The sequence below is a fragment of the Saccharothrix sp. BKS2 genome (assembly GCF_047689505.1).
GTDB classification, from domain to species: Bacteria; Actinomycetota; Actinomycetes; order Mycobacteriales; family Pseudonocardiaceae; genus Actinosynnema; species Actinosynnema lopnurensis.
The window spans coordinates 155,576-181,097 of the sequence record NZ_JAUQOL010000012.1 but is presented as its reverse complement, the minus strand read 5'-3'; the positions used below and the strand labels follow the sequence as shown (position 1 = coordinate 181,097).

The following is a 25,522-nucleotide window of genomic DNA, read 5'->3' as shown; positions in this document are numbered from 1 at the left end:
TCACAGCTCCTCCGGCCCGGACCGCGCCAGGCCGCCGAGCGAGGCGGTGCCCGCCACCGCGAGCACGAGCAGGGCGTGCCAGTCGGGCGCCAGGTGGCCCTCGTCGCCCACGACGAAGCCGGCGTAGAGGCCCCAGCACTGCGCCGCCGCCAGCAGCGAGCCCGCCGGGGTGGTCCACCAGGAGACGACGAGCACCACCACGACCAGCAGGGCCAGGGCGGGCGCCGGCCAGCGGCCCACCACCGCGGTCACCACGACCCCGCCGGCGAACCCGAGCGCGGACCCGTGCGCTGTGCCCATCATGACCGGGCATTCAACGCCCGGCTGAGACGCACACCACCCCCGTCGACGAGGAGTTCACCGGATCGCGTGAGGCACGATCGTCCGAATGAGGTTCTACGACGTCCTGCACCGCCGGAGGGACACCCGGGGTGAGTTCACCGGCGCCCCGATCCCGCCGGAGGTGCTGCGCCGGGTGCTCAGCGCCGCGCACGCCGCACCCAGCGTGGGCCTGTCCCAGCCGTGGGACTTCATCGTGGTGCGCGACGAGCGCACCCGGCGCGCCTTCCGCGACCACGTCCAGGCCGAGCGCAGCGTCTTCGCCGCCGGGCTGGACGGGGAGCGCGCGGAGCTGTTCGACCGGATCAAGGTCGAGGGCGTCCTGGAGTCCACCCTCGGCGTCGTCGTCACCTACGACCCGGAGCGGGGGTCGCCGGCGGTCCTGGGCAGGCACGCCATCGCCGACGCGGGCCTGTACTCGGTGTGCCTGGCCATCCAGAACCTGTGGCTGGCCGCGACCGCCGAGGGGCTGGGCGTGGGCTGGGTGAGCTTCTACCGCGAGGACGTGCTGCGCCGGCTGCTGGACGTCCCGGCGCCGCTGCGGCCGGTGGCCTGGCTGTGCCTCGGACCGGTCGCGGCGCTGCCGGACACCCCCGACCTGGAGCGGCACGGTTGGCGCAACCGGATGCCGCTGGAAGAAGTCCTGCACGAGGAGAGGTACACCCGGCGTCCGGGCCGGTAGCCTGTGGTAGCCGTGCCGGCGGCGGGCGGGCTCCGCGTACCCGTCCCGCCGAGTCGGAATGGGGTGTCAGCACGAGTGGAGCAGCGAGAGCCACCGGCCTCGGAGCAGGCGTCGCAACCGGACCACGAGGTCAGGGAGTTGCTGAACGCCGGTCGGCTGGCGGAGGCGAACACCCTGTTCGACCGGGTGGTGAACCACGTCCCGGCCGGGGCTGACCGCTGGGAGCGCTCCGCGGTCCTGGTCAACCGGGCCAAGCTCGCCTGGCGGCTCGGCCGCATCCCGCTGGCCCTGGAGCTGGCCGCCGAGGGCTGGACCGACCTGGAGGGCGAGCCGAGCGACAAGCCGGCCGCCGCGCAGGCCATGCACGCGCTGGGCTACCTGCTGGAGGGCATCGGCAACCGGCGGGCCGCCGTGGACATGCTCCGGCTGTCGGTCCAGGTGGCCCGGCGGGCGGCGCGGGCGTCCGGGTCGGCCACCGAGGTGCTCGCCTACTGCCTCCAGGCGCTGGGCGGCACGCTGAACTTCCGCGCCATCTCCTCGCCGCCCGACCTGGCCCCGGCGATCTTCGAGGAGGCCCGCGGCTACCTCGGCGAGGGCCTGGAGCTGGCGAAGGACGAGCAGATGCGCCGCGCGCTGCTGGGCGCGTACAGCCGGTCGCTGGCGGGCGTCGGCGAGCTGGAGCAGGCCGAGGAGCACGCCCGGGAGACGCTGCGGCAGGCGCGCGAGGCCGACGACAAGTGGGCGCTGGCGGTGGCCAACTGGGTGCTGGCGGTGGTGTGCCGCGAGCAGGACCAGCTGGTGCGGGCCCGCACCCTGGCCAGCCGGGCGGTGGCCGCGTCCGAGGCGATCAACGACCCGTCGCTGCTGCTGCGGTTCTCCCTGGACCTGGCCGACATCTGCGCGCGGATGAACGACCACGTGGGCGAGGCGGCGGCGCTGCGCTGCTCGGTCGCGGCCGGCCGGACCGCCACCGAGACGCTCCAGGAGGGCTTGGCGCAGGCGCTGGAGCAGCGGCGGGTGGCGGTGCAGGCCCAGCGGCTGGCGGTCGCCGCGCAGGAGGCCGCGGCCCGGGACCCGCTGACGGGCCTGGCGAACCGGCTGGGCCTGGAGCGCTCGGCGCCCGCCCTGCTGGAGGGCACGGCCGCGAAGGGCCGCGTGCCGTGGCTGGTGCTGGTGGACGTGGACCGGTTCAAGGGCGTGAACGACGACGCGGGCCACGCGGCGGGTGACGCGACGCTGCGCGAGATCGCCCAGCTGCTGCGCCGCGAGTGCCGGGCCGACGACCTGGTGGCGCGGTGGGCGGGCGACGAGTTCGTGGTGCTGCTCGGCGACGCGGGCGGCACCCGGGACGTGGGGCCGGCGGTGGCCGAGCGCATCCGCGCGGCGGTCGACGACCACGACTGGACCGTGGTGCTCGGCCCGGTGCGGCGGCCCACGGTGAGCGTCGGCGTGGCCGCCGGCCCGGCCGGACTGGACCAGCTGTTCGCGGCCGCGGACATGGCGCTCTACCGCGCGAAGCGCCACGGCCGCAACCGCGTCGAGGTGGAGCCGCTGGTCTCGGGGCTCGTGAGCGGGAACTGAGCCGGCGGAGTCGGTTTTGTTGACCGACCGTTCCATTATGGCTAGCGTGGCGGCATGGCCAGGACGAAGGAGTTCGACCCGGACGCGGCGCTGCGGGCGGCGCTGGACCTGTTCTGGCGCAAGGGGTACGAGGCGACCTCGGTCCAGGACCTGGTGGACCACCTGGGGATCGGCCGGGCCAGCCTCTACGCCACCTTCGGCACCAAGCACGAGCTGTACCTGCGGGCGCTGGACCGGTACTGCGAGGAGACCGTCGGGCGCTCGGCCTACCTGCTGTCGCCCGCGGGTCCCGCGCTGCCCGCGGTGCGGGCGCTGATCCGCTCGTTCGCCGAGGACGCGCTGACCGACCCGGACCGCCGGGGCTGCTTCGTCACCAACACCGCCGTGGAGTGCCTGCCGCACGACGAGGCCGCGGGCCGGCGCGTGGACACCGGCCTCAACGGACTGGAGTCGGCGATCGCCGGCGCCCTGGTCCGGGCCCGCGACCAGGGCGAGCTGGGCGCGGACCGGGACCCGCACTCGCTGGCCCGGTTCCTGGTCACCCTGGTGCAGGGCCTGCGCGTGATCGCCAAGCGCCCGGACCCGCGCCGCCTGCGCGACGCCGTGGACCACGCGCTGTCGCTGCTCGACTAGCGCTCGCCGCGCCCTCTTCGGCGTTCGTGCCGCCCTGATAATAGAACGATCAGTCAAGAATGGATGCCATCGTGGACCGACGAGCACTGCTGACCTCCGGCCTCGCGACCGCCGCCCTGGCCGCGACCGGCCCGAGCGCCACCGCCTTGGCCGACACCTCTTCAGCCGACATCTCCTTGACCGACACCGCCTTGGCGGACACCGCCGGCACGCCCTCGGACGCGGCGCTGGCCCGCTCCCTCGGCTTCCGCAGCGCCCACGCGGAGGTCAACGGCACGCGCCTGCACTACGTCACGGGCGGCGAGGGGCCGCCGCTGGTGCTGCTGGGCGGCTGGCCGCAGACGTGGTGGCAGTTCCGCAAGATCATGCCGCCGCTGGCCCGGCGGCACCGCGTGGTCGCGGTGGACCTCCGCGGCATGGGCGGGTCGGCCACCCCGGCGGGCGGCTACGACAAGAGGACCATGGCCCGCGACGTGCTGGAGCTGGTGCGGGAACTGGGGCTCGGCCGGGTCGACGTCGCCGGCCACGACATCGGCGCGATGGTCGGCCACAGCCTCGCGGCCAACCACCCCGGGGCGGTCCGCGGGCTCGCCCTGCTCGACGTGGCCCACCCGGACGAGAGCATGTACGACCTCACCCTGGTGCCCCGCCCCGGACAGCCCCTCTTCCTGTGGTGGTTCGCCTTCAACCAGGTCCGGGCGCTGCCCGAGCAGCTGCTCGCCGGCCGGTACCGGCTGCTGGTCGACCACCTCTGCGCGATGCTGCTGAAGGACCAGGGCGCCATCACCGACCGGGACCGGGCGATCTACGCGGCCGCGTACTCCTCCCCCGACCACGTCCGGGCGGCCAACGGCTGGTACCAGACCTTCGGCCAGGACGTCGAGGACCACCGGGGCTACCCGCGGCTGGCGCTGCCGGTGCTCGGGCTGGCGAACGAGGACGCGCCGGAGTACCTGGCGGAACCGCTGCGCCGCCACGTCGTGGACCCGGAGCTCGTGGTCGTCCGGGGCAGCGGGCACTACTTGGCCGAGGAGCGGCCGGAGGTCGTGACCCGCGAGCTGCTGGCGTTCTTCGGCCGGTGACGGCGGGCGCCCGGCCGGGGGTCGTCGACCCGGCCGGGCGTCGCCCGGGACCTAGGCGATCAAGCCGCCGCGGAAGGCGACCAGCGCCGCCTGCACGCGGTTGACCGCGCCGATCTTGCCCAGCACCGAGGAGACGTACCCCTTCACGGTCGCCTCGGACAGGTGCAGCGTGCCGCCGATCTCGGCGTTGGACATGCCCTGCCCGATGAGGACCAGCACCTCGCGCTCCCGCTCGGACAGCGAGGCCAGCAGCCGGCGGGCGGGTTCCGCGGCCCGCTCGCCGTCCGCGACCGCGGCCAGCACCCTGGCCGCCACGCCCGGGTCGAGCACGGCCCCGCCCAGGGCGAGGTCGCGCACCGCCCGGACCAGCTGCTCCGGTTCGGTGTCCTTGAGCAGGAAGCCCGAGGCGCCCAGGCGCAGGGCCTCGGACACGTACTCGTCCACGTCGAACGTGGTCAGCATGGCGATCCGCGGCGGGTCCGGGATGGTGCGCAGCTTGCGCAGCGCCATCAACCCGTCGGAGGAGCGCATCCGGATGTCCAGCAGCACGACGTGCGGGCGGTGCTGGCGCGCCAGGTCGGCCACCAGGTGCCCGTCGTCGCACTCGGCCACGACCTCGATGTCGCCGGCGCTGCTGAGGATCATGCGAAGGCCGGACCGGACGAGGTCTTCGTCGTCGGCCAGCATCACCTTGATCACGACGCCTCCCCGCGTTGGCGTTTCGTGTTCGTACCCGCCCAGCATCGCGCACGAACACGCAAGCTGACGTTAATTCACCGTTATCTCACCACGGAACCACACGGTCACCGCCCGTTGACAGTTGCCAGGCGGAAAGCGAGGTCAGGCGGGTACTCAGGGTAATTTCCGCAGGCTAACGCGAAGGACTTTCGCGAATCTTTACTTCTGAGTAACGTGCGTCACACGACCCCTGCCTGGAAGGAGCTTCGCGTCATGCGAAGAGCCGCCCGATCGCTCGCCGTCGTGCCCTTGCTGGCCGCCGCCCTCGCCGTGCCGCCCGTCTCGCCCCTCGCGGCCGCCGCGCCGCCCGAGCAGGTCCGGACCGCCGCGTTCGCGCCCGACGACCACTGCCTCGGCCAGTGCCACGACGTGCTGCCGCCCGGCCAGAACGGCAACGCCACGCTCACCGACATCCTCGCCCACCAGGTGTTCGGCACCCGGCCGGCGCACTCCGCCGACCAGCTCGGCAAGTACGACGCCCTGCCCTCCGGCTACGGCGGCCTCACCAACGAGCAGCTGGGCGCGTTCTTCAACGACGCCTCCTTCGGCGTGCCCGCCGACCAGGTGGAGAGCACGATCCGGCCGCGCGAGGACGTGACCATCGTCCGCGACAAGACCCTGGGGATGCCGCACATCCACGGCACCACCCGCTCCGGCACCGAGTTCGGCGCCGGGTACGCCGCCGCGCAGGACCGGCTGTGGCTGATGGACCTGTTCCGCCACCTCGGGCGCGGGCAGCTGTCCGGGTTCGCGGGCGGCGCCGAGGGCAACCGGGCGCTGGAGCAGAGCTTCTTCGGCCAGATCCCCTACACCGAGGCCGACCTCCAGCGCCAGATCGACCAGGTGGCGACCCAGGGCCCGCGCGGCGCGCAGGCGTTGCAGGACGTGCGCGACTACATCGCGGGCATCAACGCCTACCTGGAGGACGCGGTCGAGGGGCGGTACTTCCCCGGCGAGTACGTGCTCACCGGCCACGCCGACGCCATCACCAACCGGAACGACATCCAGCCGTTCCAGCCGACGGACCTGGTCGCGATCGCCGCCGTGGTCGGCGGGCTGTTCGGCGCGGGCGGCGGCGGCGAGGTGCAGAACGCCCTGGTGAAGCTCGCCGCCCAGAACCGCTACGGCGCGGTGGAGGGCGAGCGGGTGTGGCGGTCGTTCCGCGAGCAGAACGACCCGGAGGCCGTGCTGACCCTGCACGACGGGCAGCGGTTCCCCTACGCCACCACGCCCGCCGCGCCGCAGGGCGTGGCGCTGCCCGACGACGGCGCGGTGACGCCGGAGCGCATGGTCTACGACGAGACCTCCTCCCGGGCGTCCACCGTGGACGTGCCGGACGGGCTGGAGGCGGTCGAGGGCCTGTTCTCCGACGGCGTGCTGCCGCGCGACCTGCTCAGCCGCAAGCAGGGCATGTCCAACGCGCTGGTCGTGTCCGGCCCGCACACCGACAGCGGCAACCCCATCGCCGTGTGGGGACCGCAGACCGGGTACTTCGCCCCGCAGCTGCTGATGCTCCAGGAGCTCAACGGGCCGGGGCTGCGGGCGCGCGGCGTGTCGTTCGCGGGCGTGTCGATGTACGTGCAGCTGGGCCGGGGCCTGGACTACTCGTGGAGCGCGACGTCCTCGGGCCAGGACATCACCGACACCTACGCGGTCGAGCTGTGCGAGCCGTCCGGCGCGCCCGCCGCCGCGGGGTCGATGCACTACCGCTACCACGGGCAGTGCCTGCCGATGGAACGCCTGGAGCGCAAGAACTCCTGGAAGCCGAGCGTCGCCGACCCGACGCCCGCCGGCTCCTACACGCTGGTCGTGCACCGGACGAAGTACGGGCTCGTGCAGAGCCGGGCGCGGGTGGGCGGGAAGTTCGTCGCCTACACCTCGCTGCGGTCGACCTACCTGCACGAGGTGGACTCCATCATCGGGTTCCAGGAGTTCAACGACCCCGACGCGATCCGGTCCGCACCGGACTTCCAGCGCGCCGCCGAGCGCGTCGGGTACGCGTTCAACTGGTTCTACGTGGACTCCCGGGACACCGCGTACTTCAACTCGGGCGCGAACCCGGTGCGCAGGTCGACCGTCGACCCGCACCTGCCGGTGAGGGCCGAACCCGCCTACGAGTGGGAGGGCTGGGACGCCGACCGCAACACGGCGACCTACGTGCCGTTCGCGCAGCACCCGCAGTCGGTGAACCAGGACTACTACATCAGCTGGAACAACAAGCAGGCGCTGGACCACTCGGCGTCGGGCTACGGCATGGGCTCGGTGCACCGCGGCGACCTGCTCGACGACCGCGTGCGGGCGCTCATGGCGCGGGGACCCGTCACCCGGGCGTCGCTGACCAGGGCCATGGCCGAGGCCGGCCTGGCCGACCTGCGGGCCGAGCAGGTGCTGCCGGTGCTGCTGCGGGTGCTGGACTCCGCGCCGGTGACCGACCCGGCGCTGGCGCAGGTCGTCGCCGGGCTGCGCGAGTGGCAGCGGACCGGCTCGCTGCGCACCGAGACCAGGCGCGGGAGCAGGGCGTACGCGCACGCCGACGCGATCCGGGTGCTGGACGCCTGGTGGCCGCGGCTGGTGGAGGCCCAGTTCAAGCCCGGCCTGGGCGACGCGCTGTACGGGCAGCTGACCCGGGCGCTCCAGGTGGACGAGGCGCCGTCCGATCCCAACGGCACCACGCCGCACAAGGGTTCCGCGTTCCAGAACGGCTGGTGGAGCTACGTGCACAAGGACCTGCGGTCCGTGCTCGGCGACTCCGTGCAGGGCCCGCTGGGCGGGCGCTACTGCGGCGGCGGGCAGCTGTCGGCGTGCCGCCAGGTGCTGCTGGACAGCCTGCGCGCGGCGGCGGCCGTGCCCGCCACGGCGGTGTACCCCGGTGACGGCACCTGCGCGGCCGGTGACCAGTGGTGCGCGGACAGCATCGTGCACCGGGCCATGGGCGGCATCACGCACGACGAGGTGAACTGGCAGAACAGGCCCACGTACCAGCAGGTCGTGCAGTTCCCGTCCCGGCGCGGGGCGGAGTTGCGCAACCTGGCGGCCGGCGCCACCGCGACCGCGAGCAGCTACGAGAAGGGCTGGTACAGCTCGCCGCCGTCGAACGCGGTGGACGGCAGGTCCGACACCCGGTGGGCCAGCGACTGGTCGGACGACCAGTGGTTGCAGGTCGACCTGGGCTCGGTGCGCCGGGTCGGCCGGGTCGTGCTGTCCTGGGAGGGCGCCTACGCCAGGGCGTACCGCGTGGAGCTGTCGACCGACGGTTCCCGGTGGCGGACCGCGTACGAGACGACGGCGGGCGACGGCGGAAAAGACGTTGCGCCGTTCACACCCGATGAGGCACGATTCGTACGAATGACGGGTATCCAACGGGCCACGAGTTACGGATACTCGGTTCACGAGCTTGAGGTCTACGTTTCGTAGACCGGTCCGCAGGAAGACCCCGGTCCACCCCCAGGGACCGGGGTCTTCCGCCTTTTCCGGGCCTCTCCCCCGGCTCGTGCGGGCTCAGGGCAGGGGCCAGGCGCCGTTGGTGGGGTGGGTCCCGTTGCCCGGCGTGCCGTTGTTCCGGACCCCGTTGTTCTGCGCCGCACCGCTGCCCTGCGTGGCACCGCTGCCCTGCGTCCCGCTGCTGCTCGGCGCCGCGCCGCTCTGAGTTCCGCCGCTCGGTGCCGCACTGCTCGGCGTCGCACTGCTCGGCGTCGCACTGCTCTGCGGCAGCTCGTGGTGTTCGTGGTGGTGGACCGACAACCCCACCTGCTCGGCGAACTCGGTGGCGACGTTCGAGCCCCCGTACACGCCCAGCGCCTTGGCCAGGTGCAGCCGCACGTCGGCGCGGCTGCCGTCGTCCAGGCGCGGGAGGGCGTTCTCGAAGCTGGTCACCAGGGTGTCCGCCCAGTGCCGGTCGCGGCGGTTCGCGGCGATCTCCACCAGCTCCGCGAGGTGCCTGCTCAGCGCGACGGCCTGCTCGACCTGGTAGCCGTTGCGCGTGAGCCACCAGACGGTGGCGCTGGACAGGTCGCCGAACACCTCCTCGCGGAGGTACGTCATCTCGGCGCGCTCCGCGTCCCGCTCGGCCTGGCGCATCGCGCTGGTCTGCAACAGCTCGATGTGCTTGCGCGCCACCGCCAGGTCACCCTCGGCCACGCTCAACGCCACCCCGTCGGCACGGGCCCACACGTGCGTGCCGTCGACCTGCCGCTCGGCCGCCAGCTCATCCCCGAGCTGGTGCTGGAGCGGGACGTGGTGCACGAGCATGGTCCGCTCGGTCAACCCCCTGGCCCGCTGGATGATGTCGTTGACCGCGGCGTTGCGCGGCGAGTTGTGCCGGGCGCCGCTCGTCAGGTCGACCCGCCAGTGGATCGTCATCTTGACGTGGAAGTCCAGCCCGTAGACGGCGCTGGGCAGCGGCGACTCGAACTGGTGCTGGTGGGTCGTCGAGGCGGGCACGAACGTGTACTCGTCCGCTTCGGCCCGGTTCCGGCGCCACCAGGCGCGGGTGGAGGCGAGGGGGCCGGGACGGAAGTCGGGCCAGGGTCGACTGGTCATGGAGTGGCTTTCGTCAGAGGGGAGGTGCCCTCTCTGTACCCCACCGGACGCGGGCGGAGAAGATGGTCCGCACCACTTCCCCCGGACAGCCGCAGTGCGGAGACCCCGGACCTCACCGGGGGTGCACAACGCTGCCCCCAGGCGGGTGACACCCCCGTCGGCCGGAGCTCGACGGGGGACGCGGTAGGATCCTGCACGCGCCCTCGTAGCTCAGGGGATAGAGCATCGGTTTCCTAAACCGTGTGTCGCAGGTTCGAATCCTGCCGGGGGCACTCACCTTTCGCCGGGTGAATCAGGCCCTGAGCTGCGGCAACGCGCTCGGGGCCTGATCTTTTACCTCAGTCGTTGTCGGTGGGGATCTGCCCCTGTTTGCCAGGGTTCACGGACTCACCACGGACTGATCTTGGACGTGGCGAAGGCCCCCGAACGTGGTCCGAGGGCCTTCAGCACCGGCCGGTGATCACTCGTCGAACAATCCTTCGATGGTCCTGTTCACGGTCTCCCGCTGCCCGTCGATGCACTTCGCGTAGACCTTCAGCAGCACGTCGACCGAGTGGCCCGCACGCTCCGCGACCTCCGGGGCCGGAACGCCGCCGTTGAGCCACAACGACACCGCCGCGTGACGCAGGTCGTAGGGCCGCCCAGCGAGCGGAGAGGCGGCCTGAGCGGGCGGCAAGGCGTACCGACGCGCCTCCTCCCACACGCGGAAGTAGGTGGACGAGGACACCACCCCACCGCCCGGCGACCGGAACAGCCTGCCGTCAGGCGCGGTGCCGTACCGGTCGAGGTGGTCCCGCAGCACTCCAACGAGGACCGGCGGGACGGGCACCGGCCGGACCTCCTTCCGCCCCCGGTGCTTCAGGCCGCGCCGGTCGTGCACCTCCCCCGAGTCCGTCCACCGCTTGCCCGCCGCCGGACGTGATTCACCGAGCATCAACATTCCCCAGCCCTCCGCAGGCAGGGTGCAGTCGTCCTCGCGGAGCGCCAGGCCCTCGGCTGGCCGGGCAGCGGCGTAGTAGCCGGTCGCGAAGAACGCCGCCAGGTGCGCGCCCCGGTCCCGGTTCCGCCGCCCGACGTAGGTCACCGCCGTCAGCAGCCGCGCCACCTGGCCCGGGTTGGCGACGACACGCGGGTCAACCTGCTCCACCACCTTGGCCGCTTTGCGCTTCACCCTGGTCAGCGGGTTGTCCGGGATGAGGTCCCGTTCGACCGCGTAGGCCAGCAGGTTGAACAGGACCGCCCGCTTCCGCTGGTAGACCGTCGCCGCCGCGGCTTTGCCGTCGAGCTTGGAGGCGAGCGCGTCCAGCAGGCCCCGAGCCGCCACGGCGTCGGTCACCTCGAACAGGGGCCGTGAGTTCCGGGCCAGCCAGTCGACGACCTCCCGGTCCTCCGCCGACAGCTCCGCGTTACGCGTGGTCGGGGGTAGCAGGTACCGCGACAGCACGCCCCGCAGCTCCGCCACCTCAGGCCGCCCGACCCCGTCCCGGACGAACGCGGCCCCCGCCGTCGCCAGGGCCTCCACGGTGCTCCCCCGCGTCGTCGCAGCCGCGTCCGGCCACTTGATGTCTACATAGGACTGGGAGAACTCCAAGAAGGACAACGAGTTGCGCCGCCGGAGTTCCGAGACAGGAAGCCCGGAGTCCACGTCGAACGGCTCGCCGTTCCGCGCCGCCCTGGTCAGCTCGGACAGTCGACCGGTGGCCAACGCCTTGGTCGCGTACCACTCCGAGTGCTCCCGCTTGTCCGTCAGCCACCGCACCGGGTAGGGCCGCTTCCGCCCCGCCCGCTTCTTGACCTCCCAGAACTTGACCTTGAACGTGGTGGTCACGCCGCCGCCCCGTACAGGTCGTCGAGCCACGTCAGGAAGTCGGTCCGCCTACACCGCAGCTCACCGTTGGGCAGCGTGAAGCAGCGAGGCCCCTTGCCCGTCTGCCGCCACTTGTAGAACGTGTCCCGCGAGACCTCCCCGCCGAGCGCTTCCAGCATCTCCGGGACGGACATCAACTGACCCAGCTCACGCACCTTGCCGTTCATCGTTCCCCCTGTTCACGCAGCTTGAGCGGTTGCCGAACTCCTGGGAGGACCGGCCGAGGCGAGCAGTGCCGCCGTGTACTCGGCCTTCCACCGTCGCCGCTCCGCGACCGCCCGCAGCAGCAGGTGAGGTCGTGGGGGCACGTTCGGGTCACCGGGCTGGACGTTGTTCCAGACGACCCGTTTCGGCTGGTCGTCCTGGGTGATCCCGACATCGGCCAGGAGTTGCCGAACGAACTTCACCCGGTCGTGCTTGTGGTCGGCCAGGGACTTGCCCGACCACTTCCGCGACACGAGCACCCGCCGCCCGGCCACGCCGAGGGTGGAGCGCTTGTGCGCCTTGCCCTTGCAGCGGCCGGGTTCCATCGACAGGCGAGCGCCCTTGGGTTGGACGCCGTAGAGCAGCCACACCGGGCACTGAGGCGAGCACGGGGTGACGGCCAGCTCCGCGCACAGCCGCTCCGCGTGCTGCTCCTGGCGGGCGGTCTTCGCTTCGAAGCACTCCCCGATGCTCTTGGTCAGGTACTTCGTCAGGTAGCCGATGTGGCGTCCGGCCTCTTCGGTCCCGCCGAGGATGCCTTTCGCGTGCACCTGGACACCGAACCGGGCAACGTGCGCGGGCACGTCGACCTGGTCAAGAGCCTGCTCCCAGGTGGGCAGCGGTTCGCGGGTGGTCGGGTCGACGAACCCCTTGGCCCGCGCGTCCCACACCGGCCGGTGGTCGCCGCCGTACTTGATCTCGTCGTGGGCGGGCCACCACACCTGGTGGTAGGTGGCTTCGGCGACCGCCCGCAGCTCCGTCCGCGAGACCGAACCACGAATCGCGGCGTGCCAGTGCGGCGCCAGGCGACGCTGGGGTTCGACGGTGGAGAAGTACTGCACCTCCCAGCCGACGCAGCGGCGCAGGTTCTGCACGAACCGGTCCAGCAGGGCCGCGAAGTGCACCGCGTCCCGAGCCGCCCGCCGGTAGTCGTAGGTCGCCGGGTCGACCGGGGTACCGTCGCTGCGCACCTTGCCGTAGCTGTCCAGGGTCAACGTCAGGAACGTCGAGGGCTGGTACCTGCCCCCGAACACCCGTCCCACGGTCCGCTTGCTGACCGGCCGTCGAGGCAGGTTCGGCGCGTCCTGCCGCCGCCTGGTCGACCGCTTCCGGACAGCCCGGGACCGGGCCTCCAGAGCGGGGAGCGCACCGCGGACCCCGAGTTGCCGCAGCTCCTCATCGACCCCGGCGACCTCGTCGCGCACCTCCTCCGCCCCGATCTCGTCGTCCTCATCCACGGCCGCCCGGTACGCCTTGACGAGATCGGCCCGGTAGGCGGTCAGCGCCCGCTGGTCCTCACTCGGGGTGTTCGGCGTGAAGTCGGGTTCTTCGGCCAGGTGCCAGCCCTCCCGGCACTGCGCCATCCGCAGCCGCCGGTTCTTCTCCGCACAGGTCGGGCACACGCTCGCGACCGTCGAGCCGCACGGCACGGGCACGATGTCCACGCGCCCGGTGTCCAGGTCGATCCGCTCCTTGGCCAACGGCCGGACGCACACCCCGTGTTCCTCCGCCACCGCCCGAGCCACGTCCAGCGCCGCCGGCTGCCTCATCCGATCGGCACGGGTCAGGTACTCGCTCACGCCGCCACCTCCCCCGTACCGCCCGGCCGGGTCGGAAAGTTGTGCACGGTCGCGTCAGCCAGGAACGCGCCCAGCTCGCCTAGGTCGGCGTCGGTGACGTGGAAGGCCCGAGCGCGCTCCGGCTCCCGCTGCCCGTCCTGTTTCACCCAGGCCACGCCGGGGGTGTTCTCGCTGATCTCGTGAGCCGCCGCGCCCCGCTGCCGGACGCCGTCGCCCAGGACCATGTCGACCTGTTGCGGTTCGTCCAGGCGCAGGGCGACGCGGGTGGTGAACAGGTGCCGGAAGCCCACGACCTCCTTGCGCGGGTCCTGGACCAGGCCGACGACGGCATAGCCGGGTGCCCGCCCCTGGGAGGTGATCGTCTGAATGGCCCGTGCCGCCCGTTCCCGGAGCTGCTTGTCCGGTTGGTAGGCGATCAGGTCCGCCAACTCGTCAACCACCAGGACCGTGAACGGCTCACCGGTCGACCGTGCCCACAGCCGCCGGACGCCCCGGTAGCGGGTGGCGCGTTCCTTGACCTCTGCGGCCATTTCCTCAAGCAGGGCAACGGCTTCCGGCCCGTTGTCGTAGACAGCGCGGTCGAAGGCGTCGGGGCACTGCCCCAGCTCCATACCGCCCTTGGGATCGATCCCCACGAGCCGCACCAGGCCCGCGCGGATGGCCGGGGCGAGCTGCCACACCAGCGACCACAACACCGAGCCCTTACCCGCGCCGGGTACACCGACCACGAGCACCTGAGAGCCCAGCAGCCGTAGCCGCCACGGCTTACCGGTCTCCGTACGCCCGACCACCACCCGCTTGAGGTCGACTTCAACGTCAGCCAGCGCAGGCACCCGAAGCGGACGGTTCAGCGGGTCACGGTGGACGAAGTCCAGTTCGATCACCCTCGGCCGCAGTACCCGGACCCGGCAGGACTGCGCGTGGAACGAGTGCGCCAGGCCGTCCCGGCGCAGCTCCCAGACCTCCGGCGACTGGGCCGGGATCATCCGCACCCGAACCCGGTCCCGCCACCCCTCCGACCGCACCCGCCGCAGCTTCGGCCGGTACTCACGGCCCCGATCACGCTTGGCCAGGTCCGCCAGCCGCATCACCGACCGCCAACGCGGCACGTACACCGTCGCCCGCCGCCACTCGGTGACCAGCCGATACCAGCCATGCCGAAGGAACGACGCCCGGTCGTACCCCGCCCACAACAGCAGGAGCGCGACCAGCGTCAACAGCGTCAACACCAGCGGCGACAAGCCGAAGCGCCACCAGCACCAGGCCGCCGACACCGGCACGACTGTGGCCACCGGGTACCGGACCGCGACGAGCACCAGGCGCACGACGCCGAGGACCACGAACCACACCAGTGCCACCAACGCGGCCAGCCACTTCGCCTTACCCGGCACTAGCGCCCACCAGGGCAGGCGGGGCCGAGCGCCCTCGAACGGAGCCGGATCGACCCACTTCCCGCCGTTCACCGCACACCCCCTACGGGGGCGAAAATCAACGGCAGCCAACCCAGACACGCACAACAAACAAGCTGGTTGGGCGCATAAACACCGAACCGCCTGCATGCCCCACAGGGGCGACCATTGGTCAGCTTCCACACATCCGGGGCAACCGCACGACTTGACGCACGTCCCCCGTCAACAGATACCCTCGACATGACCGGACCTCTTTGGCTGAAGTATGTGGAACGGTCACGTGAGTCGCCGGGAGACAGTCCAACGCCCGCCAAGACTGCGGACTGCTTCCGGCGACCCACACCAACCGAAGAACAGCGGCTCAGTTCCCAGAGCCGTCGAGCCTGTCCACCTCATCGGCCAGGCCCGCGATCAACTCCCGCGATCGCTCCGCGCTCAGCGCGTTACCCAGAAGCAACTCTGCCGCCCTCTGGTATTCCTCGGTTTCCCGAGGCTCATCGAGGAAAATGCTGCACGTCATGACACCGATGTGGACCACCGGACGAAATTCCGGCGACTGCATCAACGTGAACGAGTAGCTTTCCCAACAACCGGCCGGGGCATCACACGCGATCACGCGCACCTCAACGTTTTCGCTATCACCCAACCAAATCAGGTTCATCAACTGACCCCAGGCCACCTCCGGGTCAGGCCCCAGGCGCCGCAACACCAGCTCCCGCACCACGAACGTGTACCTGGCCGACAACCGCCCACCCAACACCGCCTGACGCTTGCCACGGGCGGTCACACGCCGCTCGATCTCCACGTCACAGCCGAACACCTGCCGCATGTGGCCATTGGACTGCACCAACGCCGGTACCGACGACGCCTCATAACAGAAGATCTCGTGCGCCGTCGCCTCGTGGCCGAGCACCACCGGCACCTCGTCCACACCACCCGGACCGTGCTCCCACACCAGGACACCGTCATCCACATCCCGGCACAGTCCCATCACCCGGTCGAAGGTCTCGGAATCCACCCGGTAGAAACCCAACAATCGGGCGACGTTGCGCGCATCGGTCCGCCGGTTACCCGTCTCCAACTTCGACAACCACCCGGGGGAAACACCCAACACCTCCAACAACGCGGCCACCTTCAGCGACAACCTACGCCGCGCCGCCCGCAACTCCGCGCCCAACGCCCGACTGCGAACAGTCGAACCCAACCGCACATCATCAACATCAGCCACGACAAACCCCGAGTATTTGGGCACAGCTCTCCCGTGCTCCCAATCCAACAAACCGACAGCGCCCTACGAGCGATAGCTCACGATCTCGAACAAATCATCGAAGACCATCGGAGCCAACGCCGTCAACGCACCACCGATGAACGCCGGACCAGGCCGAAGAGACCCCGCCCGCACCCGCAGCACCGTCGACCGGTTCACCTTCATCGCCTCCGCCAACGCATAATCCGACTCGAACCGCGCCAACCGCACAGCCTTACCGAACGCCTCACCGCGAAGCCGAATCGAGTACCCCGGAGGATCTCTACGGACAACGGCACGACGAGCCGAAACCTTTGACGCGCCACGCCCGGTCACCCGCCTTCACCGTCCTCTGAGGACTGAACCGCCAGGGAACGGGCGATCTCCTCACCCTTCTCCCGCTCACGCTGCGCCCAGTACAACGCCTCGTGGTGATGCCCCCGATCAACCTCCGCGACCCGCGCGTACACCTCCACCGACACCCGGTAGAACACCTGCCACCGCGACAACTCGGCATCCGGCGCGGGCATCACCTTCCCCAACGCCTCATGCGCGTCCTTCAACGTCATGGCCGCCCGAGCCGCCGCCCACCGATCGGGCCGTTTCGGCTGTGCCATCACCGATCACCACCCTCGACAGGTGCGTGCAGGTGATGAGCTCCCGCCGCTTTCCCGCCGGCCGCGACGCGTTCGTTGACCTCGGCCTGGTGGTCGAACGTCTCGGCCGCGTGCAGCGCCGCCGCCTTGGCCCACCAGGGGGTGCTGTCCAGCGCCGCGAGCTGCCGCCACAACCAGGCCACCTTGCGATAGGTAGGTGCGATCCGGGCGGCGGCCTTCGGGTCGTCGGCGGCCACGTAGCGATTGGCCTCGTGCGCGTCGGCGTAGGCCCGGTACGCGGCCTGCCACTGCACCACCAGTTGCCGAAGATCGGACATCGGGTCACGCGGCCTTGGCGTCGGCGCCACCACCGGGCTTGGCCCCACTCGGCCCCGAACCCACCGACCTGCCCACCTGCCGGAACCCGGACGCCCGGAACACGAACGACTGGTACTTGAACTCCCCGTTGCCCGCCACGCGCGGTTCAGCGGTCAGCCCGTCGAACTCCACCGGCCGCATCCCGGGCAGCACCTCCCCGGTGGTCGGCACCGGCTGCACCTCCGCCAAGAGGGTGACCTCGAAGCTCTGACGCTTGGCGTTGGGCTCGTGCGGGTCGGTGACACTCACCTTCCACTGCCGCTTGCCGGTGGCCTCGTCAACCCGCTGACGCACCGGCCGACCGGCCGCCCTCTCGTCCCGCGTCTGGTACTCGGTGTCCGGCCGGACCTCCCCGACCATCACCAGACCCTGAGGGAAGGCGTCCTCGAACGAGACGGGGAACCGGAACCCCTTGCTGATCGCCATCGGTGTTCGCTCCTCTGACCGGGAGCCGCCTGTTCGCGGCCTGCCCACCCAGAGTCGTTGGCCAATGGTCCCGTCCCAGGTCCGCCGCTGTCTCACCTGCCGCACCCAGGCCGCGCGGCAGACTCAAGTTGTCTCGTCTTGGTCTCGTCTCAGTGCTAGCCTCCACCAATCGCGCCAAGCGAGGGAGGCCACATGGCCACAGAGACAACGCTGCTGAGGGTGCTGCTGCGCCAACGCCACATGCAGGGCTACCGCACCTTCTGCAAGGAGTACGACCGCATCGCCAAGCAACTCGACACCGACCTGATCGGCCGCTACCCCAGCAAGGCCCAGTTCTACCGCTGGCTCTCCGGCGACCTACTCGGCCTGCCCTACGCCGACCACTGCCGCATCCTCGAAAAGATGTTCCCCGGCTGGACCGCCGAACAACTCCTGTCCCCACACGAGGACGACACCGAAAGCCCCATCACGCCACCACAGCGAACCGCGGCTTCCACCCAGCCGGTGCCACGCCCGGTCCAGATGCCCCAACAGGCCCGCCTGGCCGACGTGACCGCCGTCTACGTCAGCCGCACCGAGTTCCTGCACAACATGCCCCCACGCGCCCTGTTCGAAGGCGCGAAGACGATCGACATCGTCGGCCTGTCGCTCAACGTCCTGTGCCAGCAGTACTCCGACAAAGCCCTGCTGGACTCCATCGAGACCGGCACCGTCATCAAGGCTCTGTTCCTCGATCCCGAGGGGCAGCACACCACCGCCCGGGAGCAGGAAGAGGGCCTGCCCGAAGGCCACCTGTCCATGCTGACCCGCCTCAACATCGGGGCCCTGCGCAGAGTCGGCGCGAAGGTCTCCCCAAACGCACGCGGCGAACTCCACATCCGCGTCTACGACGAGCCCATCCGCTACAACATCCTCATCACCGACCAGATCAGGTGCGTGGTCCAGCCCTACTTGCCCGACGCCCGAGGCGTCGAGTCCCCCACCCTCGTGATCGAGAAGGACGACGCGGTACCGGGCCTGTTCGCCACCTTCTCCCACGTGTTCGAGACCATGTGGGACCGCGCGAAGGAGACCGCGTGAAGCGACCCCTCGACGAGCTGGCCGAGATCGCACAAAAGGCCGTCAGCATCGGCAACAACCTGATCAAGCACACCCGCCCCCGGACCGTCACCGAGAAGTCCGACCGCGACACCTACACCGACGTAGACGTCCGGATCGAGCAGGACGTACGCGCCTACCTGGCCGAAGCCACACCCGAAATCGGCTTCCTGGGCGAAGAAGGGGGAACCAGCGAGCAGGCGGCGGACAGCGAGCACTTCTGGGCACTCGACCCGATCGACGGCACGGCGAACTTCGTCCACGGGGTACCGCTCTGCGGCGTCTCCCTGGCCCTCATGCACGGTGACAGTGCCATCGTCGCAGCAATTGTCCTCCCGTACTTGGAGCTGTACTACTCCGCCGCGCAGGGACACGGTGCGCACGTCAACGGCGAGGCGATCCACGTCAGCGAGACGGCCGAACTCTCGAAGGCGATGATCGCCGTGGGCGACTATGCAACCGGCGAAGGTTCAGACGAGAAGAACAAACAGCGGATAGCACTGACCGCAGCACTTGCCGCCAAGGTCGAACGCATCCGCATGTTCGGCTCAGCAGCCCACGACCTCGTGTGGCTGGCAGAAGGCCGCATCGACGGCACGGTGATCCTGTCCAACAAGACCTACGACATCGCAGCCGGTGTACTTATCGCTCGCGAAGCTGGAGCTGTTGTAATGGATAGCACCGGACAAGAGCACTCTTCTCTGTCAACACACACAATTGCAACCACCCCAAAGATCACAGAAGCAATACTCTCTATCACCCGCACAGCCACAGGCAAGATAATAGAGCCTTAAGCAAAGCAAGCCACTCGCTTAATTCAACCAACCCGCCAATACCACTACCGAAAATCTCTGAAATAGTTAATCATTTGAATACCGAGGGCAGCATCCCAGGAGTTGTGGAGCCAACTCATCGCACAGGCCCGGATGAAAATCCCCGTCCTGGTTCACTCGGACATATTCCTCACCGACAACCCCGGTCTGATCAAGACCCTCCGCGCCAAGGCCGAGGCAGGCGCCAAGATCCGCATCCCCCTGGGCGACCCCGCCAGCCGAGAGGTAACCCGCCGCAGCGAGGAAGAGGGCATCGGCCGAGGCACCCTGGCCGTCAAGGTCCGCAACGCCCTCGCGTTCTTCAAGCCCTTGGCGGATACCGGTCATGCGGAGATCAGGTGCCACCGCACCACGCTCCACAACTCGACCCACCGCTTCGACGACGAGATGCTGGCCAACGCCCACGTCCACGTCCACGGCTTCATGGCAGCTCACGCCCCGGTCCTCCACCTGCGCCGCCTCTCCAGAGGCGACCTCGTCGAGACCTACGCGGAGAGCTTCCAAGGCGTCTGGGACGACGCGAAGCCACCCAAGTGGTAGGGAAGAGGCCATGGCACGCACAGACCACTACAACGACCCGAACGCCCCTAAGGCGACCAACATCGTCGTCGCGGTAACCGCGTTCGTCCAAGATGACCAGGGGCGCCTACTGATGATCAGGCGCACCGACAACGACCTGTACTCGATCCCCGGTGGAGCCCAGGATGTAGGCGAAACCATCGGCCACACCGTCATCAGGGAAGTCAAGGAAGAGACCGGCATTGACGTCGAGCCCACCGGCGTCATCGGCATCTACTCCGACCCCGCTCACGTCATCTCCTACACCGACGGCGAAGTCCGCCAACAGTTCTCCATCTGCTTCCGCGCCACCCCCACCGGAGGCCGGCTCCGCACCAGCGACGAGTCCGGCGAAGTCCACTGGATAAGCAGCAGAGACTTGGCCGCTCTCAATATCCACCCGTCGATCCATCTCCGCATCAACCATGGATTTGAGAACCGGCCAAGCCCCTACTTCACCATCTGATTTAACCTATCACTCGCAGTCGCCCCCAGTTCGACCAACAGCAGCAATCAGACTGGGCCGAGCTTGACGAAGTTACAGAAAATAGTCATCCAGGCCAGCGGCGCGCCATGTCAAGACCTGACGATGCATCAATTTTTTCATTTACCATTCCTTTGCCGTCAACATGGCAATGAATCTAAGGACCGATACAGAAGGATTCCCGCTATAGATGTCCGTCAAACTTACCCCGTAATGGGCAAGCCTTTTCGTATCCAGATAATAATGATTACTTTCCTTGCTAAGAACTCCAAGCCTAATCAAGTCATCCATAAAAGACTTGCGAGTTATATTGTTCTTAACAACGCTCTGTTCGAGCTTTTCATAGTAGACACTTGGAGCGTGACCTATGCCTTGCTGAAAAACACGCAGTATTGCGCGAAGATCAACATACCTCGAGTGCTCGACGTACCCATGCCCGACAGATCGTTTCGCGAGGAACCTCCTCAGTGCAGGCCATGGATGTTCACCACGCACGATAAGCGACTTCGCTATAGGTGCATCGACTACAAGTCGGCCAGTCGGAACAGTAATTTTTCCTGCATCAATGAGAGAAAGGTTTTCACCGACACCGCCGATGCCCGGATCAACAGAAATAGTCGTCGCCGAGATTTCCAACTCTGCGCAAATAATCTGAATTCTTGGCCCCAACAAGAACGTTTCCGACCTGGAGGATAGAACAACTCCACCATCAGTGATGACAACACCACGCGCGGCATGATCGACCAACGTAAGCGCGCCTGAAAGTTCGACCACGTCGAACATCAAGATATCTTCACTTCCATTTTGGTCATTACCGGCGAGAACTAATGTTCCATCATCACCAGACTGCAAATAAGCGAAGGAGCCTTTATTTACTCCCGTAATTGACTGCGAGTAGGAGGAAAGCAGTAAGGAGACCAATCCCTCCTCGATTACCGGCTCTCCTTGGTTTCCCTTAGTCGCAAACTCGTACACAAACTGATAGAAAAAGGGACCTACTGATCGGACCTTCGAACGAGGGTCAGGTCGCAATGATGTAAGACACTCGAGATCCACCGCAGCTTTAGCCTTGATGTAATCATCGAATACTACATTTACAGCATCTCGCCCAGCCAGAAAAGGATGATCGGCAATAAACTGCACCGCATGGCCCTCGTACTGCTGGCGTAGCGACTCTGGAAGTGAAACAGGGGGCGGCACGATAATATCGACATCCAAGCTGCGTGCAACAAGTCTTACACTTTGCTCGTTGGCACCATAAACCTGATTCGAGTCATCCCATGTCTCTTCAACTGGCAGTAGCGCCCTCAGCTTGTCGTTTACTTGCACGAGAAATTTGCGACTTTCTCTTGTCAGCAAGTTTGCAATAATCTCAAGCAGTACATTCCGAGCTGCAAGATGACGACCGCTACCAATATTTGATTCACGCTCTGACTGAGGGTTGGATACCGCAAGATACTCACCTAGGACAGATAGCACGGGAGCATAACCGAGAAATGACTTCACATCCTCCCAGTGAGCGCTCAAGTCGCCTACTGAAGTCGTCAGCAACGCCGAGGCAATCTCCTTCATCCTCAAATCGCGCAAATCGGCAAATGCCTTCCGATACTTGGCTGCCACACCGTAATGGCGAGTAGGATGAAGTCGTTCTTGGTTGGCCATGTATGAAAGGATGTATTGACAAGCTTGCGAATAATCGAAGAACTCAATCATGACAGACATCAGAGGCTGCTGGGCATCCTCGAAGAAAAGTCTAACGAGAACAGCAGTATCAGGACGCGAAAATATGACGATGCTCGGGACGGCACTCGCTGAACTATCAGCCAAGCGACGAATATTTTCAAGAAAAGCTTGGAAGTTGCTGGTCCCAGCACGAAGATGCGCTTCATCGAGTGCATCGACTATAATCCCGGCTCTGCCCCCTGCAACTTCGCTCAGGAAATTCGATTCGAAACCGAGCGCGTCATGAATCAAGCCAGAAAGAGAGTAAGAGCCCACTTGAGCTTGGGCAGCGTTCACCAAAGGCCAATTTAGTGTACCAGCCATTGCCGTTGCAGCCGCAGTTTTCCCTACAGCGCCAGCAGCTTCTACCAAAACCACCCTGTGATGAGCATTAAGTTCCATTCCCCTCAATGCTGGCCATACATATCCTTCTGGCATCACCGGAGACACATCAAGGGCCGTAACTGTAGGATCACTTTTAACCACCGGCACCTCGAGCTTCACAAGGTTCTCAACTAATTCGTAGAGACTTGACATCTATCCTCCCGACCAAGTGTCGTCTCACGACACGACATGTGTGCAGAGCACATCGCCGTCAGATTCCGTTTCATTACACAGTTTCTACATCCGTTGCAGAATTGCGCTCTACGGGATCAAGGCGCGCCGCCTGCGGCAGCGCGCGGCCGGGCGGTCACCGCGTTGGCACCGACTCCCGCATCACGGCACGCCGGGCTCCCGCTCCGCTCCGCCCGGCGACCGTGCGCGGAGTCGGTGCACGTGGTCCGGTGGCGGCGCGCTGAGGCAGGACCGAGCTGGAGGCCGAGGAGCCCTGCGGCTTGCCGGTCGGGACGATCGCGCGGTGACGTGACTAGGGTGGGCTGGGCACGGCGATCGGCTGCCGCGACGGCTGCGCCGTCTTGCCATCGGATCATGGGGCAGGCCGACCGGCACCAGGACAGCGACTACGCGCGGACTGCGGACTCCTCACGGACTGGGGCTGCGGCGCACCGAGGCGGAGTACAGCGTTCAAGCTGGTCAGCGGACATGGGCCACCGTGTAGCCCACACGCCTTCCTAAACCGTGTGTCGCAGGTTCGAATCCTGCCGGGGGCACTCACCTTTCGCCGGGTGAATCAGGCCCTGAGCTGCGTCTTCTCGCTCGGGGCCTGATCTTTTACCTCAGTCGTCGTCGGTGGGAATCTGCCCCTGTTTGCCGGTGTTCACGGACTGGAGGAGCGGGCACCTGCCCCGAGTCCGTCCACCGCCTCCACCGCCTCCACCGTGCTCCTCCGAGTCCTCGCGGCCGGGCCAAGCCGCTTCACGTCCACGTTGGACCGGGCGAACTCGCAGAAGGACACCGAGTCGCAGCGCTTCAGCCACGCGGGTCGATCCCCTGGAAGTCCAGGACCCAACTGGTAGGCAGGAAGGCATGGCACGCACGGCCCACTACCACGACCCCAACGCCCCCGAAGCGACCACCATCGTCGTCGCGGTGACCGCGTTCGTCCAGGACGACCGAGGCCGCCTGCTCATGATCCGCCGCACCGACAACGGCCTCTACTCGATCTCCGGCGGAGCCCAGGACGTGGGCGAAACGATCGGCCACACGGTCGTCCGCGAGGTCAAGGAAGAAACCGGCGTCGACGTGGACCCCACCGACATCATCGGCGTCTACTCCGACCCCGCCCACGTCATCTCCTACACCGACGGCGAAGTCCGCCAGCAGTTCTCCATCTGCTTCCGCGCGACCCCCACCGGCGGCGAACCCCGCACCAGCGACGAGTCCAGCGAGGTCCACTGGGTCACCCGCGAAGACCTCGACGCCCTCGACATCCACCCCTCCATCCGCCTCCGCATCGACCACGGCTTCGCCGACCGCACCACGCCCTACTTCGCCAGGTAACCGGACCCGGTCAGCGCCCCGCAGTGCCGCTTCCCCGCACCACGGCCCACCCGACTTCCCGCCCCACTCCACCCGGCAGACGTGCACGTGGTCCGGAAGTGGTGCGCCCGAGCAACAACCCGAAAGGGAGCGCGGAAGCAACAACGGCCACCCGGGACGGAACCGCGAGCCGAAAAATCCCGTGGCCGGGCACACCGGTCGGCCGGGTCGTGCGGGAGTGGGGCGAACACCGGCCAGGCGGAAACGGGGGTTCGCACCGCGGAGGGCCGAGCGAAGACCACCGGCAACGGCGGAAAGGGGATTACCCGCTCCTCTCCACCATCAACGTATAGCGCACCGGGGGTCTTGCCACAAGCCCCCGGCAGTGCCGCAGAATTCCCGGCCGAAGCCAAGACCTGCGGAAACGGGAGTCACCGGATGCGTGTGCTGTTGTCGACCTACGGATCACGCGGGGACGTCGAACCGCTGGTGGGGCTCGCGGTGCGGTTGCGCGAGCTCGGGGCGGAGGTGCGGGTCTGCGCCCCTCCCGACGAGGACTTCGCGCGGCGGTTGGCCGGGGTCGCGGTGCCGCTGGTGCCGGTCGGGCCCTCGGCCCGCGCGTTGACGGTCGCGGCGCCCTCGCCGGCCGACCTGCCGCGCCGCGCGGCGGAGTTGATCGCCGACCAGTTCGCCACGCTCACCGCGGCGGCCGAGGGGTGCGACGTGGTGGTGGCCACCGGGATGCTGCCCGCGGCCGCCGGTGCGTTGTCGGTGGCGGAGAGGGTGGGGCTGCGCTCGGTGTCCGTGACGTTCCAGCAGCTCACCCTGCCCTCCCCGCACCACCCGCCGCTGGCCTACCCGGGTCGGCCCTTCCCGCCCGGGGTGACCGACAACCGGGTGCTGTGGGAGCTGGACGCCGAGAGCGTCAACGCCCTGTTCCGCGAGGCGCTCAACGACAACCGGGCCTCGGTCGGGCTGGCGCCCGTGGCGGACGTCCGCGACTTCGTGATCGGGGAACGGCCGTGGCTGGCCACGGACCCGGTGCTGGACCCGTGGCGGCCGGCGGACCTCGACGTCGTGCAGACCGGCGCCTGGACCCTGCCCGACGAGCGCCCGCTCCCCGACGGGCTGGAGGCGTTCCTCGCCGCCGGGCCGCCGCCGGTCTGCGTGGGCTTCGGCAGCATGCCCCTGCACGCCGCGCGGGACGCCGCCGCGGTGGCCGTCGCGGCGGTGCGGGCCCACGGCCGGCGCGCGGTCGTCCTGCGCGGGTGGGCCGGGCTGGGGCCGGTCGACGGCGGGGACGACTGCCTCGGCGTCGGCGAGGTCAACCACCAGGCGCTGTTCGGTCGGGTGGCGGCGGTCGTGCACCACGGTGGCGCGGGCACGACGACGACCGCCGCGCGGGCGGGCGTGCCGCAGGTGGTGGTGCCGCAGGCGGCGGACCAGCCGTACTGGGCCTCGCGGGTGGCGGAGCTGGGCATCGGGGTGGCGCACGACGGGGCGGTGCCCACCACCGCGTCCCTGACGGCCGCGCTCGGGGTGGCGCTGGACCCGGGAACCTCGGCACGGGCCCGCGAGGTGGCCGGTTCGGTCCGCGCCGACGGGGCGGCGGTGGCCGCGGGGATGCTGCTGGCCGGGTGAGCAGG

At 68.6% G+C, this 25,522-nt stretch carries 24 protein-coding genes and 1 tRNA gene; 12 read left to right on the top strand and 13 right to left on the bottom strand.

Annotated features, from left to right (window positions below; all coding sequences use genetic code 11):
• Positions 1 to 303, bottom strand: coding sequence for a hypothetical protein (locus Q5530_RS25585; protein WP_380637342.1), 303 nt, complete (start codon positions 301 to 303; stop codon positions 1 to 3).
• A gap of 85 nt (positions 304 to 388) precedes the next feature.
• On the opposite strand from Q5530_RS25585, the gene bluB reads away from it, so the two are divergent.
• The 4 genes from bluB to Q5530_RS25565 all read left to right on the top strand — a co-directional run bounded on the left by bluB (position 389) and on the right by Q5530_RS25565 (position 4,317).
• Positions 389 to 1,021: a 5,6-dimethylbenzimidazole synthase gene (gene bluB, locus Q5530_RS25580; RefSeq protein ID WP_415365297.1), complete on the top strand. Its 633-nt coding sequence runs from the start codon at positions 389 to 391 to the stop codon at positions 1,019 to 1,021.
• A gap of 75 nt (positions 1,022 to 1,096) precedes the next feature.
• Complete coding sequence (locus Q5530_RS25575) at positions 1,097 to 2,602, top strand: diguanylate cyclase (RefSeq protein ID WP_415365296.1); 1,506 nt, start codon at positions 1,097 to 1,099, stop codon at positions 2,600 to 2,602.
• 54 nt (positions 2,603 to 2,656) lie between these two features.
• Positions 2,657 to 3,235 (top strand): TetR/AcrR family transcriptional regulator, encoded by a 579-nt coding sequence (locus Q5530_RS25570; protein WP_415365295.1) that lies wholly within the window; start codon positions 2,657 to 2,659, stop codon positions 3,233 to 3,235.
• A 71-nt stretch (positions 3,236 to 3,306) separates the two neighbouring features.
• On the top strand, positions 3,307 to 4,317 hold the full coding sequence (locus tag Q5530_RS25565; RefSeq protein WP_415365293.1) for an alpha/beta fold hydrolase: 1,011 nt from the start codon (positions 3,307 to 3,309) through the stop codon (positions 4,315 to 4,317).
• A 51-nt stretch (positions 4,318 to 4,368) separates the two neighbouring features.
• Here Q5530_RS25565 and Q5530_RS25560 read toward each other — a convergent pair whose 3' ends face one another.
• A complete protein-coding gene (locus Q5530_RS25560; RefSeq protein ID WP_415365292.1) occupies positions 4,369 to 5,016 on the bottom strand; it encodes a response regulator in 648 nt (215 codons plus the stop codon).
• 252 nt (positions 5,017 to 5,268) lie between these two features.
• On the opposite strand from Q5530_RS25560, the gene Q5530_RS25555 reads away from it, so the two are divergent.
• A complete protein-coding gene (locus tag Q5530_RS25555; RefSeq protein WP_415365291.1) occupies positions 5,269 to 8,469 on the top strand; it encodes a penicillin acylase family protein in 3,201 nt (1,066 codons plus the stop codon).
• An 84-nt stretch (positions 8,470 to 8,553) separates the two neighbouring features.
• On the opposite strand, the gene Q5530_RS25550 is transcribed toward Q5530_RS25555, so the two are convergent.
• On the bottom strand, positions 8,554 to 9,594 hold the full coding sequence (locus Q5530_RS25550; RefSeq protein ID WP_415365289.1) for a hypothetical protein: 1,041 nt from the start codon (positions 9,592 to 9,594) through the stop codon (positions 8,554 to 8,556).
• A gap of 199 nt (positions 9,595 to 9,793) precedes the next feature.
• Here Q5530_RS25550 and Q5530_RS25545 point away from each other — a divergent pair.
• A tRNA-Arg gene (locus tag Q5530_RS25545) sits at positions 9,794 to 9,866 on the top strand.
• Positions 9,867 to 10,054: 188 nt separating this feature from the next.
• Here Q5530_RS25545 and Q5530_RS25540 read toward each other — a convergent pair.
• The 9 genes from Q5530_RS25540 to Q5530_RS25500 all read right to left on the bottom strand — a co-directional run bounded on the left by Q5530_RS25540 (position 10,055) and on the right by Q5530_RS25500 (position 17,300).
• Complete coding sequence (locus Q5530_RS25540; RefSeq protein WP_415365288.1) at positions 10,055 to 11,422, bottom strand: tyrosine-type recombinase/integrase; 1,368 nt, start codon at positions 11,420 to 11,422, stop codon at positions 10,055 to 10,057.
• Positions 11,419 to 11,628, bottom strand: coding sequence for a helix-turn-helix transcriptional regulator (locus Q5530_RS25535; RefSeq protein ID WP_380637332.1), 210 nt, complete (start codon positions 11,626 to 11,628; stop codon positions 11,419 to 11,421). Before Q5530_RS25535 ends, Q5530_RS25540 begins: the two co-directional genes overlap by 4 nt.
• Before the next feature lie 12 nt (positions 11,629 to 11,640).
• Positions 11,641 to 13,215 carry a replication initiator gene (locus tag Q5530_RS25530; RefSeq protein ID WP_415365446.1) on the bottom strand — a complete coding sequence of 525 codons (1,575 nt, stop codon included), beginning with the start codon at positions 13,213 to 13,215 and terminating at the stop codon, positions 11,641 to 11,643.
• A gap of 26 nt (positions 13,216 to 13,241) precedes the next feature.
• Positions 13,242 to 14,708, bottom strand: a complete 1,467-nt coding sequence (locus Q5530_RS25525; protein WP_415365287.1) for an FtsK/SpoIIIE domain-containing protein — start codon at positions 14,706 to 14,708, stop codon at positions 13,242 to 13,244.
• A 307-nt stretch (positions 14,709 to 15,015) separates the two neighbouring features.
• Positions 15,016 to 15,882: a helix-turn-helix domain-containing protein gene (locus Q5530_RS25520; protein ID WP_415365286.1), complete on the bottom strand. Its 867-nt coding sequence runs from the start codon at positions 15,880 to 15,882 to the stop codon at positions 15,016 to 15,018.
• Positions 15,883 to 15,945: 63 nt separating this feature from the next.
• Positions 15,946 to 16,131, bottom strand: coding sequence for a transcriptional regulator (locus Q5530_RS25515; protein ID WP_415365285.1), 186 nt, complete (start codon positions 16,129 to 16,131; stop codon positions 15,946 to 15,948).
• A 101-nt stretch (positions 16,132 to 16,232) separates the two neighbouring features.
• On the bottom strand, positions 16,233 to 16,517 hold the full coding sequence (locus tag Q5530_RS25510) for an AMED_5909 family protein (RefSeq protein WP_415365283.1): 285 nt from the start codon (positions 16,515 to 16,517) through the stop codon (positions 16,233 to 16,235).
• A complete protein-coding gene (locus tag Q5530_RS25505; protein ID WP_415365282.1) occupies positions 16,517 to 16,834 on the bottom strand; it encodes a hypothetical protein in 318 nt (105 codons plus the stop codon). Before Q5530_RS25505 ends, Q5530_RS25510 begins: the two co-directional genes overlap by 1 nt.
• A 4-nt stretch (positions 16,835 to 16,838) precedes the next feature.
• Positions 16,839 to 17,300 carry a hypothetical protein gene (locus tag Q5530_RS25500; protein WP_415365281.1) on the bottom strand — a complete coding sequence of 154 codons (462 nt, stop codon included), beginning with the start codon at positions 17,298 to 17,300 and terminating at the stop codon, positions 16,839 to 16,841.
• A 192-nt stretch (positions 17,301 to 17,492) separates the two neighbouring features.
• Here Q5530_RS25500 and Q5530_RS25495 point away from each other — a divergent pair, with 192 nt between their 5' ends.
• From Q5530_RS25495 to Q5530_RS25480, 4 genes are all read left to right on the top strand, one after another.
• Positions 17,493 to 18,380: a DUF5919 domain-containing protein gene (locus Q5530_RS25495; RefSeq protein ID WP_415365280.1), complete on the top strand. Its 888-nt coding sequence runs from the start codon at positions 17,493 to 17,495 to the stop codon at positions 18,378 to 18,380.
• A complete protein-coding gene (locus Q5530_RS25490; protein ID WP_415365279.1) occupies positions 18,377 to 19,192 on the top strand; it encodes an inositol monophosphatase family protein in 816 nt (271 codons plus the stop codon). The genes Q5530_RS25495 and Q5530_RS25490 overlap by 4 nt, the downstream gene beginning before the upstream one ends.
• 132 nt (positions 19,193 to 19,324) lie before the next feature.
• Positions 19,325 to 19,771: a DUF5919 domain-containing protein gene (locus Q5530_RS25485; protein ID WP_415365278.1), complete on the top strand. Its 447-nt coding sequence runs from the start codon at positions 19,325 to 19,327 to the stop codon at positions 19,769 to 19,771.
• A 10-nt stretch (positions 19,772 to 19,781) separates the two neighbouring features.
• Positions 19,782 to 20,255: an NUDIX hydrolase gene (locus Q5530_RS25480; protein WP_415365277.1), complete on the top strand. Its 474-nt coding sequence runs from the start codon at positions 19,782 to 19,784 to the stop codon at positions 20,253 to 20,255.
• 141 nt (positions 20,256 to 20,396) lie between these two features.
• Here the strand turns inward: Q5530_RS25480 and Q5530_RS25475 are convergent, their stop codons facing one another.
• The gene (locus Q5530_RS25475) at positions 20,397 to 22,532 is read right to left on the bottom strand and encodes a hypothetical protein (protein ID WP_415365276.1); all 2,136 of its coding nucleotides are present in this window, start codon (positions 22,530 to 22,532) and stop codon (positions 20,397 to 20,399) included.
• 891 nt (positions 22,533 to 23,423) lie between these two features.
• Between Q5530_RS25475 and Q5530_RS25470 the strand changes: the two genes are divergently transcribed.
• Together Q5530_RS25470 and Q5530_RS25465 are read left to right on the top strand one after the other, a co-directional pair.
• Positions 23,424 to 23,897, top strand: a complete 474-nt coding sequence (locus Q5530_RS25470; protein ID WP_415365275.1) for an NUDIX hydrolase — start codon at positions 23,424 to 23,426, stop codon at positions 23,895 to 23,897.
• A gap of 417 nt (positions 23,898 to 24,314) precedes the next feature.
• Positions 24,315 to 25,517, top strand: a complete 1,203-nt coding sequence (locus Q5530_RS25465) for a glycosyltransferase (protein WP_415365274.1) — start codon at positions 24,315 to 24,317, stop codon at positions 25,515 to 25,517.
• Positions 25,518 to 25,522 lie beyond the last annotated feature (5 nt).

What these genes read in the sequence shown, in the direction of transcription:
- Q5530_RS25585 (WP_380637342.1), bottom strand. Translation starts at nt 303, where the DNA reads ATGATGGGCACAGCGCACGGGTCCGCGCTCGGGTTCGCCGGCGGGGTC.
- bluB (WP_415365297.1), top strand. Translation starts at nt 389, where the DNA reads ATGAGGTTCTACGACGTCCTGCACCGCCGGAGGGACACCCGGGGTGAG.
- Q5530_RS25570 (WP_415365295.1), top strand. Translation starts at nt 2,657, where the DNA reads ATGGCCAGGACGAAGGAGTTCGACCCGGACGCGGCGCTGCGGGCGGCG.
- Q5530_RS25555 (WP_415365291.1), top strand. Translation starts at nt 5,269, where the DNA reads ATGCGAAGAGCCGCCCGATCGCTCGCCGTCGTGCCCTTGCTGGCCGCC.
- Q5530_RS25550 (WP_415365289.1), bottom strand. Translation starts at nt 9,594, where the DNA reads ATGACCAGTCGACCCTGGCCCGACTTCCGTCCCGGCCCCCTCGCCTCC.
- Q5530_RS25535 (WP_380637332.1), bottom strand. Translation starts at nt 11,628, where the DNA reads ATGAACGGCAAGGTGCGTGAGCTGGGTCAGTTGATGTCCGTCCCGGAG.
- Q5530_RS25530 (WP_415365446.1), bottom strand. Translation starts at nt 13,215, where the DNA reads ATGAGGCAGCCGGCGGCGCTGGACGTGGCTCGGGCGGTGGCGGAGGAA.
- Q5530_RS25510 (WP_415365283.1), bottom strand. Translation starts at nt 16,517, where the DNA reads ATGGCACAGCCGAAACGGCCCGATCGGTGGGCGGCGGCTCGGGCGGCC.
- Q5530_RS25505 (WP_415365282.1), bottom strand. Translation starts at nt 16,834, where the DNA reads ATGTCCGATCTTCGGCAACTGGTGGTGCAGTGGCAGGCCGCGTACCGG.
- Q5530_RS25500 (WP_415365281.1), bottom strand. Translation starts at nt 17,300, where the DNA reads ATGGCGATCAGCAAGGGGTTCCGGTTCCCCGTCTCGTTCGAGGACGCC.
- Q5530_RS25495 (WP_415365280.1), top strand. Translation starts at nt 17,493, where the DNA reads ATGGCCACAGAGACAACGCTGCTGAGGGTGCTGCTGCGCCAACGCCAC.
- Q5530_RS25485 (WP_415365278.1), top strand. Translation starts at nt 19,325, where the DNA reads ATGAAAATCCCCGTCCTGGTTCACTCGGACATATTCCTCACCGACAAC.
- Q5530_RS25480 (WP_415365277.1), top strand. Translation starts at nt 19,782, where the DNA reads ATGGCACGCACAGACCACTACAACGACCCGAACGCCCCTAAGGCGACC.
- Q5530_RS25475 (WP_415365276.1), bottom strand. Translation starts at nt 22,532, where the DNA reads ATGTCAAGTCTCTACGAATTAGTTGAGAACCTTGTGAAGCTCGAGGTG.
- Q5530_RS25470 (WP_415365275.1), top strand. Translation starts at nt 23,424, where the DNA reads ATGGCACGCACGGCCCACTACCACGACCCCAACGCCCCCGAAGCGACC.
- Q5530_RS25465 (WP_415365274.1), top strand. Translation starts at nt 24,315, where the DNA reads ATGCGTGTGCTGTTGTCGACCTACGGATCACGCGGGGACGTCGAACCG.